The organism is Paenibacillus taichungensis, from assembly GCF_003287275.1.
GTDB lineage: Bacteria > Bacillota > Bacilli > Paenibacillales > Paenibacillaceae > Paenibacillus > Paenibacillus taichungensis_A.
Map to the genome: position 1 here is coordinate 385,668 of NZ_QEVW01000014.1, position 18,125 is coordinate 403,792.

The following is an 18,125-nucleotide window of genomic DNA, read 5'->3' on the forward strand; positions in this document are numbered from 1 at the left end:
TGCTACGCTATTTTTTTAACATTTGTCCCTGACTCTCATTATCGTTGGCATTTTCTTTAAAATAAATTTCGTTCAGAACGTTTACACGAACGTTGATCTTTTGCTCCAACTTCGGAAACCACTTGGTTTTCCATTCCTTTAATTTCCCTTCCGACATCTTCGGACGGAATATCATGCCTATTCCGAGTACATCTGATTTTAAGGAATGAATTTTTCTCACGGTTTCATTGAATTGACTGCTCAATTGTTCCTTCATTTCTTTTTCAATCACCGCGTTGCCTTTTCCTTCAGGGCTTTCAGTAATGACGACGTCAAGTGTAACATCCGTCTGGATTGAAGGTCCTTTTTCCGACCACTGGGTCCTATGTTTTGTTTTAGCATCCTGAATAAGGACACTCGTGTTTTGAGCGACTTCAATGGTTCCCCCTGAATATTTCCCTTTAAATAAATTAAATAAAAGGGTCTCTTCCTGATTCAGCGTCCCAACCATGCGGTCCTCACGCATTACAGCCGTGCCTTTAAAAGTGAACAAGGTTCGATCGCCGTTTTTGAGCATGGGGATGGCCATGTCTTCTGTATATGAGTTTTGGTTTTGATAGGCTTCCCATATTCGGACGATGGATTGATTCGGCGTCCATCCCGCATCCTGGCTAAAAAAGTCGTAAGAAGAAATTTCAGGTGTTGGCGAGATTTGATGATACATCGTCTTCTCAAAATCACCGTCAATCACCGCCACCAAGCCCTTAATCGAAATATCGTTCGCTCTAACGGCAAAATCGATAATGTTGTCAATCCCCTTCTCTGCGACTTTCCTGTCGATTAACAACAGCCTCAAATGTACCAATTCGATGCTTTTTTCAGAATCCGTTCGTATCAAATCAATCGCTTTACTGATGGATTTCGCCTCTTTGTCAAGAATTTGGGTTTTGCCTGATGCATCGGGGATTTGGAGAATGATCCTGTATTTCTCCGTTTTTCCCTTCCCCACACCCATGACAACAGGCAAATATTGTTTGTTAATATCTTTTGTATCCCAACATCCCGGAAGTAACATGATCATAGATAAAGTTACAATCAGAGTTTTTATGGTGCGCATGTTCATGTACTCACCTTCTTTCGCTGCCATTGCGCGGCGAGGAATACAATGATTGGAAAACCGATAACGCTATAAACGCAAAAGAAAGAATTCAGGTACAGGTATGAATTCAAAGCGTTAACATCCGGTATCAAAAGACTAATCACGTACAAGGTGAGGCACACCACGGAAAGAATCCATAATCGGTTGATTTTTGGCATAAAGAGCTGATGCAGCAGGGCCACCAGCATCCAGAGTAAAACGGAAACCTTCAAAACACCCAGTGCACTGGAGGCCACCACATAAAAGCTTGGAAGCCAGTCAAATACAACCCACTCCAGATCAATAGTATCCGATGCCATGAGCATCGGATATTGCAGATGGATTACCGTTTCCTGTCCGAATACAAGAAGCGGAACATATACAGATCCCAAAGCAAACAAAAATATGATACCCACTGCACCAGCTGCTTTGCCAAAGCTAAGCCGTTGTTTGGAGGGAATCATACCAAGGAATAGAAATCCGGCTGAAATGACCGTACATACATAGAAATCCGAATTGGAGAAAAACGACATTCCGCTATCCCAAATCGGAAAAATGTAGCTGATTCTAAAATTCTGGATGCTGATCATCATGGAAAAGAAAATGAATGGCATCAAGAGAATACATAATCCGATGCTGGCCCGAATCATTACGTTAAGTCCCTTCCAAACAGCATAGAAACAGAGAATGATAAAAAGAGCCGATGTTGCTGCTGGCGGTGTTCTCTGTAGTAATACGGCTTTAATCTCGACTGACTGAAAGTACATAAGTAATAGCAGCTCAACATACAGGAAGAAAAGCATCGGCAGAACGATCAGTCTCGTTACCCATTTGCCCAGTGATTCATTACAGATGTCCACCACTGTTTTCCCTGGAAACTGCGACAACGCTTTTAAGTACATCCAAAGAACAAGTAGCTCTGCCAAAAAGAGAATCATTATGGGTTCCCAGTGTCCTTTGGAAGTCGCAGATATGATACGTTCAGGAAAGATGGCAAAGATCGAAGCGAAGTGAAGCAGCACAAACATGGTTAGAATCTGGGCTTTATTCATCCGAAGCCTTTCCTTTCACACTTAAACTTAAGTAGGGAACGGAGAAAGTATTCAACGTGGCAAAATACAGTATGATCCAAATCATCGCAGCCTCAAGACCCCATATCCCGAAAAAGGAACTGATGAGCATAACAACGTATTTGTACATTCGTATGCCCGTCGTGTTCATATAGCCTGCCAATACAAAGTTGGCAATTGCCGAGGCAACCAGAATAATAATTAATAGATTACTGACGAGTTTGGCCTGAACGATGGCTTGTCCCAACAGAATACCGCCAATCATGGTTATGGTGGGTCCGATGTTCTTTGGGAGTCGAATGGTGGCTTCGATAATCATCTCCAAAAGCAGCATAACCAGCAGCATTTCGATCAACGAAGGATAAGGAACCCCTTCCCTGCTCTTGGCAACCGTGATGGCTAACTGGATTCGCAACAGTTCCGGATTCACCGAATTTAGCACAATATACAGACCTGGGAGCGTAATGGCCAAAAGTGCCCCAATGGCCCGTACGGTTCGTAAAAACACTTGAAACAAATAAGGGTAGTTAACGTCCAGTGTTGTTGACCATAGATCCGTGATGATGGCTGGAAAAGCAAAAGCAAACGAAAATTGATCAATTAGAATAACCACTTTTCCGTTCATCAGATTCTGCACCATCTCCCCAGGTAGCTCGGAAGAGATGTACGTTGGTGTTATTGAGAATTTTGGATGCCCCAGTATACGTATCAGGTCCCTTACCGTGGTCAATTCCTCGTCCTTGTTTTGTTCCAGTTTCTCGCGAATAGACTCGATGACTTTGGCTTGGGCAACTCCCTCCAAATACACCATGGCAATTTTCTTGGTAGATCGGGTCCCCGTTTCTCGTCGCTCAATAACCAAATCTTCGGAAATCATCTTTTTCCGCAGCAAACCGATGTTTTTATTAATATCTTCTGTAAAAGCATCGTACGCAGATTGAAGTGGATTCTCACTCTCCGGTGCACTGACAGATCGCGAAATATCAGTATGCTCCGGTTCCATAACAGCTGCCATCCCTTCAGTGCTGAACAGAACAAGCTTTCCATGCAAAATATGATTGCGTATCTCGTCCATTGACATGGAGGCCTCTTCTTCAAATGGCCTGAACATATTTTGAAATGATCCGTTATCATCGCCACTCGCCGCCTGGTTAATTGTAGACAATGTTGTTGGAAGATCGACAAGGGTCTCCATGTAATACGCTCTGAATTCCTGATCCGCGATAACCACATTCTTGCTTAAGAAATCCGAGCTCTTTTTGAAATGATCTTTGAGTTGCTTTTCTATATTGTGAAAATCTTGTTCATGGATTTGCTGCAAATTTTACCACCTCTTTTGAAGTAGTATGTCGTTAAGATAAAAGTTTATTCAGAAAATCACCTTGAGTTATGCAGTAGCCACAAAGGCTTTTATCTCTCTTTTATCACGTACGTATCCCTACCTTAATCATTAATACTTTTGAACTGGAAACCAAAATTTTATATAATATTGTAATGCACCAACAGGTGGGAGGATAGTCCATGAACAAAGAAGAAGAGGTCCTATTGGGTTTCAGGGACTTATATAACAAGCTGGTTTGGCTTAATAAAGATAAGATGGAAGAAAGTCTTAAGGGTTATAAGCCTTCTGAGGTACATTGCATCGAATACATTGAAAAGAATGCAGATTCCAATGTGACAAAACTTGCGGAGTATTTTTATATGACTCGCGGTGCGATAAGTAAATTAACGAAGAAGCTCATCGAAAAAGGCCTGATCGAAAGCTACCAGAAGTCGGATAACAAGAAAGAAATCTATTTTAGGCTTACCGAGCAAGGGAAAGTCATTTATCAAATCCATGAGGACCTGCACAACGAGTTTCATGAGCGAGATAAGGCCGTATTTGAACAGATAACCGATGATCAATTTGACAGTATGCTTAAATTCGTGGATAAGTATAATCGGCATCTCGACGCAGAAATAAAGAAACTGGGTACAGATCTGAAGTCGGAATAAATCTGAATTATGCAAGTTAAACTAAACGCAGCCGGACTCTATTGGAGTACAGGCTGTTTTTTTATCGTCATTATTTTGTTGACAAGGAAACAAAGTGGTTGTACGATATTAATGTTTCCAAGGAAATAAAATAACGGCGTTTGAGGGGAGAATTGAATGTTTAAATTACGATCACGATCACAACATACACAGAACGCTGAACAAACCATAGACAAACATGCTTTGCTATTCGGTCTAATCTCTGTGTTTCTTTGCGGAATAGGATTCAGCATCATAGCACCTGTCGTCCCATTCTTAGTACAGCCTTACACAAGCACTCCGGGAGAACAAGCTACCGTTGTTACGCTGCTGACCTCTGTTTACGCCTTCTGCGTATTTTTTGCGTCCCCCGTGCTTGGAGCTCTGAGCGACAAATATGGCCGTCGCCCACTACTCCTGGTATGCCTTTTGGGTTCTGCAATAGGATACCTGGTTTTCGGGATAGGTGGAGCGCTATGGGTACTCTTTGCGGGGCGCATAATTGAGGGTATAACAGGCGGAAGCATAGGCACCATCTTCGCATATTTTGCGGACATCATCCCACCCGAACAGAGAACCAAATACTTTGGATGGGTAAGTGCGGTTGTCGGTGTAGGCACCGTCATTGGCCCGACTGTAGGCGGATTACTCGCCAAGATTGATTATTCTGCACCCATGTATTTTGGAGCAATCATCACTTTAGTGAATGTTATGTATGGATTCTTTTTTATGCCTGAGAGTCTGGACAAGAAACATAGACTGAAAGAAATTACTTTGGCGAGACTTAATCCATTCATACAGCTTGCAAACATGCTTTCCATGAAAAACTTAAACAGACTACTGATCTCAGCGTTTTTACTTTGGATACCCAACGGATCTTTACAGGCCGTCTTTTCACAATTTTCAGTGGATACTTTCAATTGGAAGCCTGCAATCATTGGACTTATGTTCTCGATTATGGGTGTTCAGGACATCATCTCACAAGCTTTCATCATGCCTAAGCTTCTGAAAAGATTTAGTGATAAACAGATAGCCATTCTTGGAATGATTTCAGAGATTATAGGCTACAGTTTCATCGCACTGTCTACGTTGTTCTCATTTTACCCTCTGTTTATCGCCGGCATGTTTATCTTCGGTTTTGGTGATTCGATCTTCGGGCCTTCCTTTAATGGCATGCTCTCCAAGTCTGTCGATTCTAGTGAACAAGGAAGGATTCAAGGTGGTAGTCAATCTATACAGGCTTTAGCAAGAATGATTGGTCCTATCATTGGAGGTCAAATCTATGTATCAGTTGGTCATGCTGCACCCGCCATTATGGGCGTGATCCTTATTGCAGCGGCAATACCCGTTTTGTATAAGCGAACGCATGTAACTATTTAAAACGCCTACTTTCATCAGGTATGCATTGAATTGATGGGTGCCTAGGCACCATAGAACAGATAATAGGGTTTCAGAACTTAGGTATAAGTTCTGAAACCCTATTTGTCTCCACCCCAGAATGTCAATTCAATTAGTCTGCCTTTCCCAATTCCAGTACATAGATGGATGAAGGACGTAATACGTAACCATGCTGCCACTTCTCGGTCAAAACACTCCGTTCTGTGCACTTGATAAGATCGGGTTGAAAGACGGAGTTGATGTTATGGTGCAAATCGCTGGTAATCTCATATAAGGTCCCCTCTTCGCTCGCATCGAAAGCTTGTAAATCGAGCTCAACCCGTACCTCTTCCAAGCTTCGGTTCACAATAAACATGGTGACCCTGCTGCGATCATCATTCGTTCCGGCTACAACATCCAGATTGGGAAGTGCGTCCAGCTCTACAGGCGTTTTTTTGTTGGAAATTACAGAGAATGTTCCACATTCAGCTTCTACGGGGAGGATATGACGAATATCCCGATTCGCGTAAAGCTTTAATACTTCATAGGTTGGAGTTCCATATATCGTGAGCGGGTGTCCACTCCATCCAGCCTGCTTGCCTCGATATTGATCAGCATAAAAATCTCCGACACGGATGCATCCGCCGAGCCAACCATTGACCAGATCAGAGAAACTGCCGATGTGCACGCTATCGCTGCAACGAATCATTTCATTCAGATTGGCGGCATTCGCCACGGCTGCTCCAAGGGTATGCTCGTCTGGCAGTCCTTTTCGCACAGTGTTTGGATAATACATCGTGTTATATTCGGTGATGGCCAGCTTCACATGCTGATGTTTGATGTCGGAATGAATGACCTCCATTGTCTGACGTATATAGTGCCGCGTCCACTCGGGATAGCTGGCCATTGCTTTATACCGATCCTCCACCGGCGTATCCCGATTCATGCCAAAGGGACCATAGCCATGATACAAATGCAACGTTAGATAATCGATATGTTCCCCGGCGAGAGCAAGCACTGTTTTATTCCAATCCTGCTCGTAATGTCCACAGGCCAGTAATACAATGGAAGGATCTGATTCCTTCATCGTCTTCGCAAACTGTACGGTCCTCTCCGCAAATTGCTCGGCAGAGCAAGCTCCAACTTGCCATTGTCCCCACACCTCGTTGCCGATCTCCCAATACTTCACATGATATGGTTCCGGCGATCCATTCTTCGCCCGAAGAGCTCCCATTGGCGTATCTACGCTTCCATTACAATATTCAATCCATTGGGCGGCCTCTTCAGGTGTACCCGATCCATCGTTCACACAAATCAGAGGTTCCACTTGCAGCTCGTGGCAAAAGCGGATAAATTCATCCGTTCCGAAATACTTGCTGGTCCATCCTCCCCATGCCTCGTTGTACATAACAGGTCTCTCCAGCATCGGGCCGATGCCTTGCTCCCAGTGATAGGCGCTAATGTAGTTCCCTGCAAGTCTCATCATGCCTGCGTTTAACGCTCTGGTCATCTCTACAACTTCACGTTTTACCAGGGCAATATGATCGACAGGCAATAAAGACGCATGATCCAGCCAGATCATTCCCGTGGAGACATGATCGATCCATCTTGGATGCTCTGCCGGAATATACACCCTGACCTCCGCATCGGGACAAGCTCGTAACATCGTCAGCTGTGCTTCATAAGCCTGCCAATTATGGCTGTTTAATTCGACTTTCAACTGACCAAGCACTTCTTCTGTACGTCTATCGACGGCTTCCACCATCAAATATCGGAGTTCGATAGAGGCTCGCGCAACGATACGTACGGTGTAATCCATGGGCCCTTTCAATGCGCAGCTTTGTGCAATTCCGGCATGCGCTTCATCATCACTAAAGATACGAATACGCTGAGCGCGGCCCGAATGTCTCGGGGCTGGAGCTTCCATCGCATATTGCGTATTTCTCCCATTGGTGTAGGCGTACCAGCTTCCTGATACAGAAATGCTTGATTCGGCCTCGCTTTCAAAGTCCATATCCTTCAATGGAAAGGCAAGCATCGCCTCCATGTGATCCCGGATGTCTTCCACAAAATGCCCAAACAAATACGGGTTGACCTTATGCTCACTTACGCGACTACAATCTACACTAATTCTGGCGTTTGATTTCAACATAACTCCTCCATCATTGTGGTTGATATGGATTTAACCTTTGATCGATCCAATCATGACCCCTTTAACAAAATGCCGCTGCACAAAAGGATACATCAACAGTACAGGCAAGCTGGAGACGATAATTACCGCATACTTGATGCTCTCCGCAAGCAGGATTTTGTCTTCCAATCCAAGGCTGCCGTCCACGGCATCGGATTGGCTGATCAGCAGAATTTCGCGCAGTATCAACTGAAGCGGATGCAGATTTTCGTTACGAATATAGATGAGTGCGTTAAAAAATGAATTCCAGTGGCCTACGGCATAGAACAGCACCATCACGGCAAGAATCGGCTTGGACAAGGGCAGGATAATGCTCACAAGCAGCCGCCAATTAGAGCACCCGTCCATGTGGGCAGCTTCTTGCAACTCCCAGGGAATACTCGACTGAAAATACGTTCTCATCACGATCAGATTGTACGTGGCGATCGCGCCGGGAATGATCAGAGCCCACATCGTATCCACCATGCCCAAATTTTTGACCAATAGATACGTTGGAATTAATCCGCCACTGAAAAACATCGTTAGCGTGATGAACACCATGATTACATTACGTCCAGGAAGGTCGGGTCTGGAAAGAGGGTATGCGGCCAACACGGTCATGATAATGTTAATCACCGTGCCCACGACCGTATAAAATATCGTATTACGGTATCCCAGCCAAATCTTTTCGTTGTGCAAAATATTCGTATAGGCGTCCAACGTCAGTCCTTTGGGCAATAACCAGACTTCTCCATTCAATACTTTCGTGGGATCACTGAATGAAGCACTCACGATAAAAATCAACGGGTACAACACAGCGATGATAATAATTGAGGCTATGACGTATATGATTACATCGAAAATCCGTTCATTGGAACTGGTTTGTAATGTCGCCTGCTTGGACATGGCTTCTTGCCCTCCTTCACCATAAGCTCGTCTCAGACGTCTTACGTGCAATCCGATTGACCAGTAAAAGTAACACCAGATTAATGATTGAATTAAAGAGCCCGATAGCAGCTGTATAGCTGTATTCTCCCTTGAGGATACCTGTCGTATAGACAAAGGTTGAAATGACGTCGCTAGATTCCAGATTGAGATTGTTTTGCATCAGCAAAATTTTCTCAAACCCTATGTTCATGAAATGACCGATATCCAAAATGAGCAAAATGATGACGACCGGAGCGATGCCGGGTAGCGATATATGCCATATACGCCGCAGCCTTGATGCCCCATCCATTTTGGCAGCTTCATACAGATGCGGGTTCACTCCGCTCAAGGCTGCAATATAGATGATGGATTGCCAGCCCATGTTCTGCCATATATTCGAACTGATAAAAATAGTCTTAAACCAACCGGCTTCTTCAAGAAAACGGATCGGTGTACCTCCGAATGCCTCGATCAGCAGGTTGACTGGACCCGTATGGGGTGAGAGAAACACATTCAGTATGCCAACGATAACGACTACTGAAATAAAGTGGGGAATATACGTAATATTTTGCAGCCATTTGCTGAAGGTTTTATTGCGAATTTCATTAATGATTAATGCCAGCAGAATCGGAATTGGAAAGGCGATCAATAAGGAGAACAAGTTAATGGAAAGTGTATTCCATAGAAGTCTCCAGAAATAATAGGAATCAAAAAATCGTTCGAAGTGGCCAAAACCCTCCCAGCTGCTGCCCTGAATCCCTTTGGCTGGATTGAAATTTTTGAACGCAATTTGCAGTCCATACAACGGGGCATAGTGGAATACCACATACCAAGTGACTGGCAGAAGCAGCATAAGGTACAGGTCCAATCTTTTGCCCATTTGCCTTAACAGGCCTGAACTCTTTTTCGGATGGCTTCGTGGCATCGTAATCGTTGTATCGGTTTTGACGCTTTTCATAGGCAACTGCTCCTTATCCATGATGTTTCAGCATTATTTCTGCATCTTGTCAAAGGCATCCTGATACAACTTCTCCAGTTCCTCAACTCTCATCTTTTTGAGCGTCGCCTGGAATTGCTCCCACTTGTCAAAACCGATTGCACCCACAATAAATTTTGTACTCTGTTCTTCGTAATATTTATCGATATCATTTCGCAGAATGTTGACTTCCTGGGCAGTTTGCTCATCAAACATTGGAGCCGCATAGCGGACTTTTGGCATGAACGGATCGAGCTTTTGCTGCGCCTCCTGCACTTGAGGCGGGTTGATAAAAGAAGCAACCTGTTCGCTAATGAGATGTGGCGCGCCTCCGCCGGCATAAGGGGTAATTTTGGCCTGGTTACTGATTTCTTTCAGGAAGTCCTCTTTATAATAAGGAATACCATCTTTCATCTCGTAGTGCTCGCCTTCTCTTCCGAATCGGAGCAGGGTGGAACCCTCATCACTGTAGAAATAATCAATCCAGCGCATCGTCACTTCCGGATATTGATTGACGGATGTGATTGCAAAGGCTCCAAAATCTCTGGCAATTGGCAGAGCCTGACTCTGCAATCGGTCACCTTGGGGACCTTCCAGTGGGGCAATACCGGTATATTGGTCTTTGATCGACAAGAAGTTATTGTTCGTCTGGTCAAAGAAAAAACCTGTATTTCCCGATCCCTGCTTGGCCAGGTATTGCGCCTCTGTGTGTGAAAATATTTCCGGGTCCAGCAGCTTTTCCTTGTACAGCTTATTTAAATACATCAGCATTTCTTTGTTCTGGTCACTGCCCATCCAGATGTGTACTTTGTCATTTTCAATATTGATGTTATATCCAAGCTGCGAATCCAATCCGAATGAGCCGCTCATCGCACTTACAACAGCCAATCCCACGCGTGCAGTCATCGGAATTTCATCCTGTTTGCCGTTTCCATTCGGATCACCATCACGGAAGGCAAGCAACACGTTGTACAGTTCCTCTGTAGTTTCCGGCACTTCCAGATTCAGCTTGTCAAGCCACATCTGATTGATCCATTTCTTATCTGTACGCGCCGCACTTAGCGTAACAATACCCGGGATCGCATAAATGTGGCCTTCTGGTGTAGTAATGCCTGAGCGGATTTCGGGATATTGATCCATTAATTTCTTCAAATTCGGAGCATATTCATCGATAAGACCTTCCAGTGGGATCAATTGGCCGGCAGAGCCATATCGGATGGCTTCAAGTGGGGAAATACCTGAACGGAACAAGGCATCCGGCAGCTCATTCGAAGCAAACAACAGATTTTTTTTCTCTTGGAAACCATCTGTCTGAGCTTCAATAAATTCCACTTTCACTTGGCTTAATTTCTCGTAATCCTGGAAAACCGGCATTTCTTTGAAAGGGCCATTTACAGGTGCAATTCGGGTAAACATCTTGAGATTTACCGGTTGGTCCACAATCGGAAACCCGGTCGTATGAACATCGTTCTTCGAAACCTCCGGTGCAGCTTCGTTATTGGTTCCACCGGAATTGCATCCAGCCAGCATCAAACTGGAAGCGATCATCATCATGATCATCTTTCTTCCCCAGCGTTTGCGCATAAAGTTGTGCCCCCCACAATTCTTTATCACCAACGTAACTTGTAAGCGTTTCCGATTGGTGTGTGCTCATTATAATTCACCGGTCATGGAAGGTAATTACAATAATATGACCCTTTACTCCACATATTTTACGAGTTTAGAGTTCTGCCCTTATCGGCCTAGTCCCCCAAGTGCAAAGAAGTCAGCTTCGTGGCGTTCTTCCTTTTTCCCGGATCGCTCAAATATGCTTGCGGTGTTAAACCCGTTATTTCTTTGAATACTTTAAAAAAATAGTTGTGTGTCGTAAATCCCACTTGCATGCTTATTTCCTTGATTGAATATCGGCCGCTGTCCAACAGCTTGCAGCCTGCATCAATCCGAACCTGATTCAGATATTCCGAAAAAGTCCGCTGCGTCTCCTCCTTGAATATTCTGCTTAAGTAGGATGCGTTCAGACCAATTACGCTTGCTGCAAGCTCCAATGTGACATAACCGGAATACCTCTCCAGTATGAAATGGATCGTCTGCGTGACATGGCGAGAATAGGACCCAATAACACGATGCTGACGCAACAAATGAAACAGGCCGGAGAAGAAGGATTGCAGGCCTCGCTCCAATTCCCTTATATTTTTCATCCGCCCAAGTTCGCTTCTTGAAGGCAGATTAGCTACCGCTGGATCTGTGGAAGGCAAGAAGGTTCTCCATGCTTTATCGCCCGTTTGCATGAGCTCGCTGACAATCATCTGAACGGTATGTGAATGGATAGGCAGGTGGTCGATCGAAGCAAAAATGGAGGAAATCAATTGATGCACACCTTGCTTGTCAAACCTTTCTATGGATAACAGAAGCTGCTTGTGCTCCTCAATGGTCAGAGAAACACGCGGAGGCTCATCATTTTCTTCGGAATGCTTGTCCGAGCATGGGGCTTCCACTTGGGAGATATGGCTTCTGAGCGTTTTTGCAGAAGAAGATTTATCAAGTTCATATTCGGCTGAGCAATAGCTGGAGGCCAGTTGTGACAGACTGGTGCATATAGGTCCTACAGCGGTTACGCTTTGCAGATTCAGGAACAGTTCCAATGCATGCTGAATCTTGCGCAGTTGTCCGTCTACCTCACGCTGCATAATGTGCTCGCTTCGTTCCCTGAAGGAAAACACGATGACAAATCGCCCTTCCTCAACGTACACCGCTGTCCGCTCATGGATATCACCCAGGCTCTGCTGCATCATATCAACAACCTGTTGAACCAGACCATTCGTCTGCACGTCACTGTATGACTCTGTCAGCAGCAGGAACGGAACAATCTGTAAAGCTGCTGTTACATATCTGGACGCATGCAGATACAGATTGTCTCTCCGGGAGAAGTCTTCAAATCTGTAGGCTGCCTTCGTCTGTCTTTTGAGCAAGTACAGTAAGTAATCGCGTATAGCCTCTGAACTCAATTTCTCGACCATGCCGCTCTCGGTGACGTGTTTCACACGCATCTGATCTTCCTGCTGCAATTCCGATACGGCTTTATTCAGGATGTTGAGCAGTGTTGACTCGTCCAATCGATGCTTGAGCAAATAATCCATGGAGCCATTGTTCAGGCAGTCCCGCACATAGTCATAATCGTCATAGCTGCTAAGTATAATCGTCTTAATCCACGGAAAACGTTCCTTGATTGCTCGATTGAGCTCTACACCGTTCATTTCAGGCATATCTACATCAATAATGACCATATGCGGTGGCGACTGCTCAATCATTCTTAAAGCAATTAACCCATTATGCGCCTGACCGCATAATTCGAACCCATAGTTAGCCCAGTCCAATAACGTCCATAAATTATGGTATACTAACGGCTCATCATCGACGAGTAGCACCTGAAACATGGCTTATATCACCTCTCGTTTGGTATTTTCCACACTTTTCTCCATTTTGGGGAGCCGAACCTCGGCTTTGGTGTACAATCCCGGTTCACTGCACAAATGAACCCCATACGGTGCGCCATACGTGCGAACGATTCGTTCGTGTACATTACGTACACCCATTCCACTAAAACGTGATGTATCGCCGTTTGTACCCGTACCTTTCAGTAAATACTCCCGCTGCTTCTCCGTGATCCCCTTACCGTTGTCCACCACATCAATATTGAGATTATTTCCTTCTTCATACACCCGTATCAATATGAAGCCATCCTGTTCGAGTGGTCCGATTCCATGAATAATTGCATTTTCAACCAGGGGCTGCAGCATCAGCTTCAACACCAGGCAATCCAATAAGGTTTCATCCTCAATTTCGGTAATCATCCTAATTGGCTTCATATACCTGTACTTCATGATTGAAATATAATGTTCAACATATGCCAATTCTTCACGTACCGTAAGAAATTCATTAGAATTACCAAGGACACTCCGCATGAGCTCAATTAATGAACCCGAGACCTCTTCAATGTTTGGCACTCCGTTCAGCTTGGCTAGATACTTGATTGTATTGAGAGAATTGTATAAAAAATGAGGATGGATTTGTGCCTGGAGCGCAGTTAGCTCAGCTTCCCGCTTTTCTTTCTCGCTGACGCGGATTCCTTCGAGCAGATCTTTCAATTCTTCCACCATTCCGTTAAAGACATGGTACAGTTGTCCTGTTTCATCTTCAGTTTTAATCTCATTTTGGGGGAGTGTCAGATTACCGTCCTTCACCAACATCATCAGTGATTTTAGTTTCCGGATATTTAGGGTAATTCGGGAAGAGACTTGAAGTGAAACGATCAGAACAACGACAAACACAATAATGGACACCTCTGCGAGCAGGTTGCGCAGCTTCACAGATTCGGTCAGAAGAGAATCCATCGGAACCAAAGAAATAGTACTCCACCCAGTATAGTCGGATTGACGACAAACAACGATATATTCTTTTCCATCAATGTACCGCCTGACCGCTTCACCATCCGTCTTAAATTGCTGATTGATCTCCTTAATTTGCTGGTAAGATGGAGTAAGAGGTGAGGCAGATCGGGTTTCATAGATGAATTGATTCCCCTTGTCCAGCACATAGATCATGCTGTCTGTAGTTGGTCTCACGTCGTATGTTTTCTGGATAAACTCATAATTAAGATCCACCATGACAAACCCAATAGTCGCACGGTTATAACGAATCTCCCGACCAATGGTAACCGCATCTGACACTCCTGTCTGTTTGAAATATGCGTGCCTTGATCCATTTTGAAGCATATAGTTCATCAATGGCGTGCCCAAGATGGTTCTGTCCAGCCAAGGTCCACCTGAGAAAAAAACTTTCCCGCTCAGGCCCACAACGGCTATCCGTGAAATGTAAGCCTTATAATCGATGAGGGAAGATAGAAATTCATCCATTCGCTTCTGCTCCTGAAACCACTCATAGCTGATCTCCTCATTTGGACTGAGCAAAGTGTCAATGACCGTGTTCTTGTTAGTCACCACGACCGTATTCAGCCGGTCGATCTCTTCCAGCATTCTGTTCAATGATTCATCTGCCTGCCTTATGCTGTCTGATACAGACGTAATGGCATTTTGCGTAATTGTCTCACGCATACTCATATAAACAATGACCGTAATCGAAACGATGGATACTAGCGTAACTGCAATAAAAGCGATAAAAATTTTGCCCTGAATGCTGCGTTTCGGTGATATCCATCTCTGCAATGTAGAGAGTTTCATTGTGGAAGTCTCCTTTTTCATGATCCAATAAAAAAGTAAGCGTTCTCCATACTGGACATCGGTATCTTCAGGATCAGCTTGAGGTTCTCCGCATCATGATAGGAGGTACTTTATAGTAGATTTTGAATGCTCTGGTAAATGAATATAAATTGGGATAACCGAGTGATAGAGCAATCTCCGTAACGGTAGCATCCGTATCTTTAAGCAGCTGTTTGGCCTTATCCATACGTATTTTCTGCATGAATTTTAACGGAGGCAGACCAACCTGACTGGTGAACATATTGGAGAAGTATGAACGATGCACCCCTGCGAAGTCAGCAACCTGCTGCACCGAAATGCCCTCTGTTGCATGCAATTCCATGTAATCCATGCACTCATGTATCCAGCCCGCCAGTTCTGTAGGCTGTGCATTGTTGGTGTCCGGAACAAGACTGGCCAACAAGCCATATACCAGCCCGTGCAACTCCAGCGATACTGCTGGCTTCCATCGTTCCACACATGCCAATGCATGAATCAGACGTTCAGACGTTTGCTGGACCTGTGGAGAACACATCTGTTTGCCAAACGGACTTTCCGGAGTCAAGCCAGCCAGCTCCAATAAAGGTTTGACTTTAGACCCATCCAATGCCAGCCAGTTCATTTGCAGTGGAGATTCCGAGGGAAGCATGTGATAGTAATAGGTTCTGCCGGGAAAAAGACAAAACAGATCATTCTTCTGCAGGTCCACTCGCTTGCCATCAAACTCAAGCCTGACCATACCTTCACGCACAAAATGAAGACTGTAACACTCGATACGTTTGGGGCCAACCCTGTAATTGGATTTGGCTATACTTCTCCCTGCCCGGACTGGCCAGATGTGTTCCTCTTTATCCAAATATCCTGGCTTATAGTAGATGAATTCTGCATACTCGTACTCATATTCCTGCATCGTAGGGAGTTCCCTCCTTCACCAATTTTGTTTGATCATAACAAAATGACAATAAAAATATAACACCGGGCTATTTTGATAACTCGTTTTTTTCAATATCATCTTACTAGGAGGCGATTACACTTGTCGAGAACACCTAACATTTTGCTAATCACTAGCGACCAGCAGCACTGGAACACAATCGGAGCTTTTCAGTCTGAAATTTCCACGCCCAATCTGGACCGGCTCGCCCATCAAGGAACAACGTTTGATCGGGCCTATTGCCCGAACCCTACCTGTACCCCGAGCCGTGCTTCTATTATTACAGGTATGTACCCCAGTCAGCATGGAGCCTGGACATTAGGCACAAAACTGCTTGAAGATCGTCATACCGTCGGGGAAAGTTTCAAAGAGGCAGGCTACCGCACTGCCCTAGTAGGTAAAGCACATTTTCAGCCTCTAAAATCTACAGAGGAATACCCGTCGTCTGAAGCGTATCCCATCCTGCAGGATTTGGAGTACTGGAGACATTTCCACGGTCCATTTTACGGCTTTGACCACGTAGAGTTAACACGTAATCATACGAATGAAGCGCATGTCGGTCAGCATTACGCGTTATGGTTGGAAGAACAGGGATGTACGAATTGGAGAGATTACTTCCTTCCCCCAACCGGAACGATGGATCCATCTTCAACCTATACATGGCCCATCCCTGAGAAATATCACTACAACACCTGGATCGCCGAACGAACCAATTCCCTTTTGGAGCAGTACACCCATGCTGATGATCCATTTTTTCTGTGGGCCAGCTTTTTCGATCCGCATCCTGAATATCTGGTACCGGAACCTTGGGATTCCATGTATGACCCCGATGATCTGACAATTCCCTCTATAACACCTGGAGAGCATGATCGTAACCCACCACATTTTCAACTGACCCAGGAGGAGAATCCGAATTTTGAGCATCTGGTTGAAACCGGCTTCGGCATCCACGGTTACCGTTCGCATCATTATTATGAATATGGCGACAAATTCCGGTTAACGGCGTATGACAAGAAAAAACTGGTCGGCGTGTATTATGGAATGATCAGCATGATGGATAAATATATTGGCAAAATCCTCGATAAGTTGGATGAGTTGGGTATTGCAGACGATACGATCGTCGTTTTCACTACCGATCACGGTCATTTCTTCGGACAGCATGGTCTTCAGGCCAAGGGTGGATTCCATTACGAAGATCTTATCAAAGTCCCATTTATCGTAAGATATCCTGGTGAGGTGCCTGCTGCGAAAAAGTCAAATGCCATACAATCGCTGGTCGATCTGGCTCCTACCTTCTTGTCCTTTTGCAACATTGCAATTCCGCACGCCATGACGGGAATCGATCAGAAAAAAGTGTGGCTGGGCGCCAAGGAAGCCGTTCGTAATCATGCTCTCTGCGAATTTCGACACGAACCCACGACGATTCATCAAAAAACCTATGTCGAACAGCGGTATAAAATCACCGTCTATTACAATCAAACCTATGGTGAACTTTTCGATCTTGAACAGGATCCAGATGAACGTTTTAACTTGTGGAATGAACCTGAGTACACCGGGCTCAAGTCTGAGCTTCTGCTCAAATACATCTGGGCTGAGCTTGGCAAGGAGTCCATGCCGATGCCTCGAATTCATCATGCGTGATGGAAAGGTTGAGGGTAGCATCAAGAACCTGAATGAACAATTTATGTTACTGATCCAGCTTTTTTGGACTTTCTTTCGCATCGGTCCTTCCACCTTCGGAGGCGGATATGCGATGCTGCCAATTATCGAACGCGAAGTGGTGCACAAGAAAAAATGGATGCAAGAGGACGAGATCGGTGAGCTTATATCGCTTGCCGGCTCGACTCCCGGAGGAGTTGGCGTTAATGCCGCTGCGATGATCGGACATCGCCAGGCAGGAATTATGGGAGCTGTGTCTGCCGTCATCGGCGTGACATGTCCCACGTTTTTGATTGTGATCCTGATCAGCGTGTTCGCCATCCTATTTCGTAACCAACCCAAAGTTGAGGCTGCTTTAAAAGGAATGAACGGTGGCATTATTGCACTAATTAGCATGGCAGCTTATCGGACGGCCAGGTATTCCATCTTTGATACAACAACAGCGATAGCTGCCATTGTGACCGTAGCTGTGCTTCTGTTTGCAGGAATCCACCCCCTCTATCTTATTATTTCAGGATTGATATGCGGTATGGCCGTGATTCGGATCAAAAACCGGCTGGGCCTTCAAGTGAAAATGGAGAAGAAGTCTGGAACAGGAAGCTACCCCGAACTGGAATATTACATTTAAGC

The 18,125-nt window shown here is 44.8% G+C and carries 14 protein-coding genes; 4 read left to right on the top strand and 10 right to left on the bottom strand.

What is annotated here, in order from left to right; genetic code table 11:
* Positions 1-7: 7 nt before the first annotated feature.
* From DC345_RS21615 to DC345_RS21625, 3 genes are read right to left on the bottom strand one after another with little or no spacing between them, the layout of a single operon-like run.
* Positions 8-1,126 carry a Ger(x)C family spore germination protein gene (locus tag DC345_RS21615; protein WP_113054856.1) on the bottom strand — a complete coding sequence of 373 codons (1,119 nt, stop codon included), beginning with the start codon at positions 1,124-1,126 and terminating at the stop codon, positions 8-10.
* Entirely contained in the window at positions 1,099-2,169 is a 1,071-nt protein-coding gene (locus tag DC345_RS21620; RefSeq protein WP_113054857.1) for a GerAB/ArcD/ProY family transporter, read from the bottom strand. Before DC345_RS21620 ends, DC345_RS21615 begins: the two co-directional genes overlap by 28 nt.
* Positions 2,162-3,508, bottom strand: coding sequence for a spore germination protein (locus tag DC345_RS21625; protein WP_113054858.1), 1,347 nt, complete (start codon positions 3,506-3,508; stop codon positions 2,162-2,164). The genes DC345_RS21620 and DC345_RS21625 overlap by 8 nt, the downstream gene beginning before the upstream one ends.
* Positions 3,509-3,708: 200 nt before the next feature.
* On the opposite strand from DC345_RS21625, the gene DC345_RS21630 reads away from it, so the two are divergent.
* Positions 3,709-4,182, top strand: coding sequence for a MarR family transcriptional regulator (locus tag DC345_RS21630; RefSeq protein ID WP_113054859.1), 474 nt, complete (start codon positions 3,709-3,711; stop codon positions 4,180-4,182).
* Between the two features lie 156 nt (positions 4,183-4,338).
* Positions 4,339-5,580 (top strand): MFS transporter, encoded by a 1,242-nt coding sequence (locus DC345_RS21635; protein ID WP_113054860.1) that lies wholly within the window; start codon positions 4,339-4,341, stop codon positions 5,578-5,580.
* Between the two features lie 130 nt (positions 5,581-5,710).
* Here the strand turns inward: DC345_RS21635 and DC345_RS21640 are convergent, their stop codons facing one another.
* The 7 genes from DC345_RS21640 to DC345_RS21670 form a co-directional block, all read right to left on the bottom strand.
* On the bottom strand, positions 5,711-7,729 hold the full coding sequence (locus DC345_RS21640) for an alpha-L-arabinofuranosidase C-terminal domain-containing protein (protein ID WP_397333707.1): 2,019 nt from the start codon (positions 7,727-7,729) through the stop codon (positions 5,711-5,713).
* Positions 7,730-7,759: 30 nt separating this feature from the next.
* Positions 7,760-8,653 carry a carbohydrate ABC transporter permease gene (locus DC345_RS21645; protein WP_113054861.1) on the bottom strand — a complete coding sequence of 298 codons (894 nt, stop codon included), beginning with the start codon at positions 8,651-8,653 and terminating at the stop codon, positions 7,760-7,762.
* Between the two features lie 16 nt (positions 8,654-8,669).
* Positions 8,670-9,632 (bottom strand): ABC transporter permease, encoded by a 963-nt coding sequence (locus tag DC345_RS21650; protein WP_113054862.1) that lies wholly within the window; start codon positions 9,630-9,632, stop codon positions 8,670-8,672.
* A 33-nt stretch (positions 9,633-9,665) separates the two neighbouring features.
* The gene (locus tag DC345_RS21655; RefSeq protein ID WP_113054863.1) at positions 9,666-11,234 is read right to left on the bottom strand and encodes an extracellular solute-binding protein; all 1,569 of its coding nucleotides are present in this window, start codon (positions 11,232-11,234) and stop codon (positions 9,666-9,668) included.
* A gap of 158 nt (positions 11,235-11,392) precedes the next feature.
* Positions 11,393-13,084 carry a response regulator gene (locus DC345_RS21660; protein ID WP_113054864.1) on the bottom strand — a complete coding sequence of 564 codons (1,692 nt, stop codon included), beginning with the start codon at positions 13,082-13,084 and terminating at the stop codon, positions 11,393-11,395.
* Between the two features lie 3 nt (positions 13,085-13,087).
* On the bottom strand, positions 13,088-14,887 hold the full coding sequence (locus tag DC345_RS21665; RefSeq protein ID WP_113054865.1) for a sensor histidine kinase: 1,800 nt from the start codon (positions 14,885-14,887) through the stop codon (positions 13,088-13,090).
* A 73-nt stretch (positions 14,888-14,960) separates the two neighbouring features.
* Positions 14,961-15,815 carry an AraC family transcriptional regulator gene (locus DC345_RS21670; RefSeq protein ID WP_113054866.1) on the bottom strand — a complete coding sequence of 285 codons (855 nt, stop codon included), beginning with the start codon at positions 15,813-15,815 and terminating at the stop codon, positions 14,961-14,963.
* A 123-nt stretch (positions 15,816-15,938) separates the two neighbouring features.
* Between DC345_RS21670 and DC345_RS21675 the strand changes: the two genes are divergently transcribed.
* The gene (locus DC345_RS21675; RefSeq protein ID WP_113054867.1) at positions 15,939-17,477 is read left to right on the top strand and encodes a sulfatase family protein; all 1,539 of its coding nucleotides are present in this window, start codon (positions 15,939-15,941) and stop codon (positions 17,475-17,477) included.
* Complete coding sequence (locus tag DC345_RS21680; protein WP_113054868.1) at positions 17,470-18,123, top strand: chromate transporter; 654 nt, start codon at positions 17,470-17,472, stop codon at positions 18,121-18,123. Before DC345_RS21675 ends, DC345_RS21680 begins: the two co-directional genes overlap by 8 nt.
* Positions 18,124-18,125: the final 2 nt, after the last annotated feature.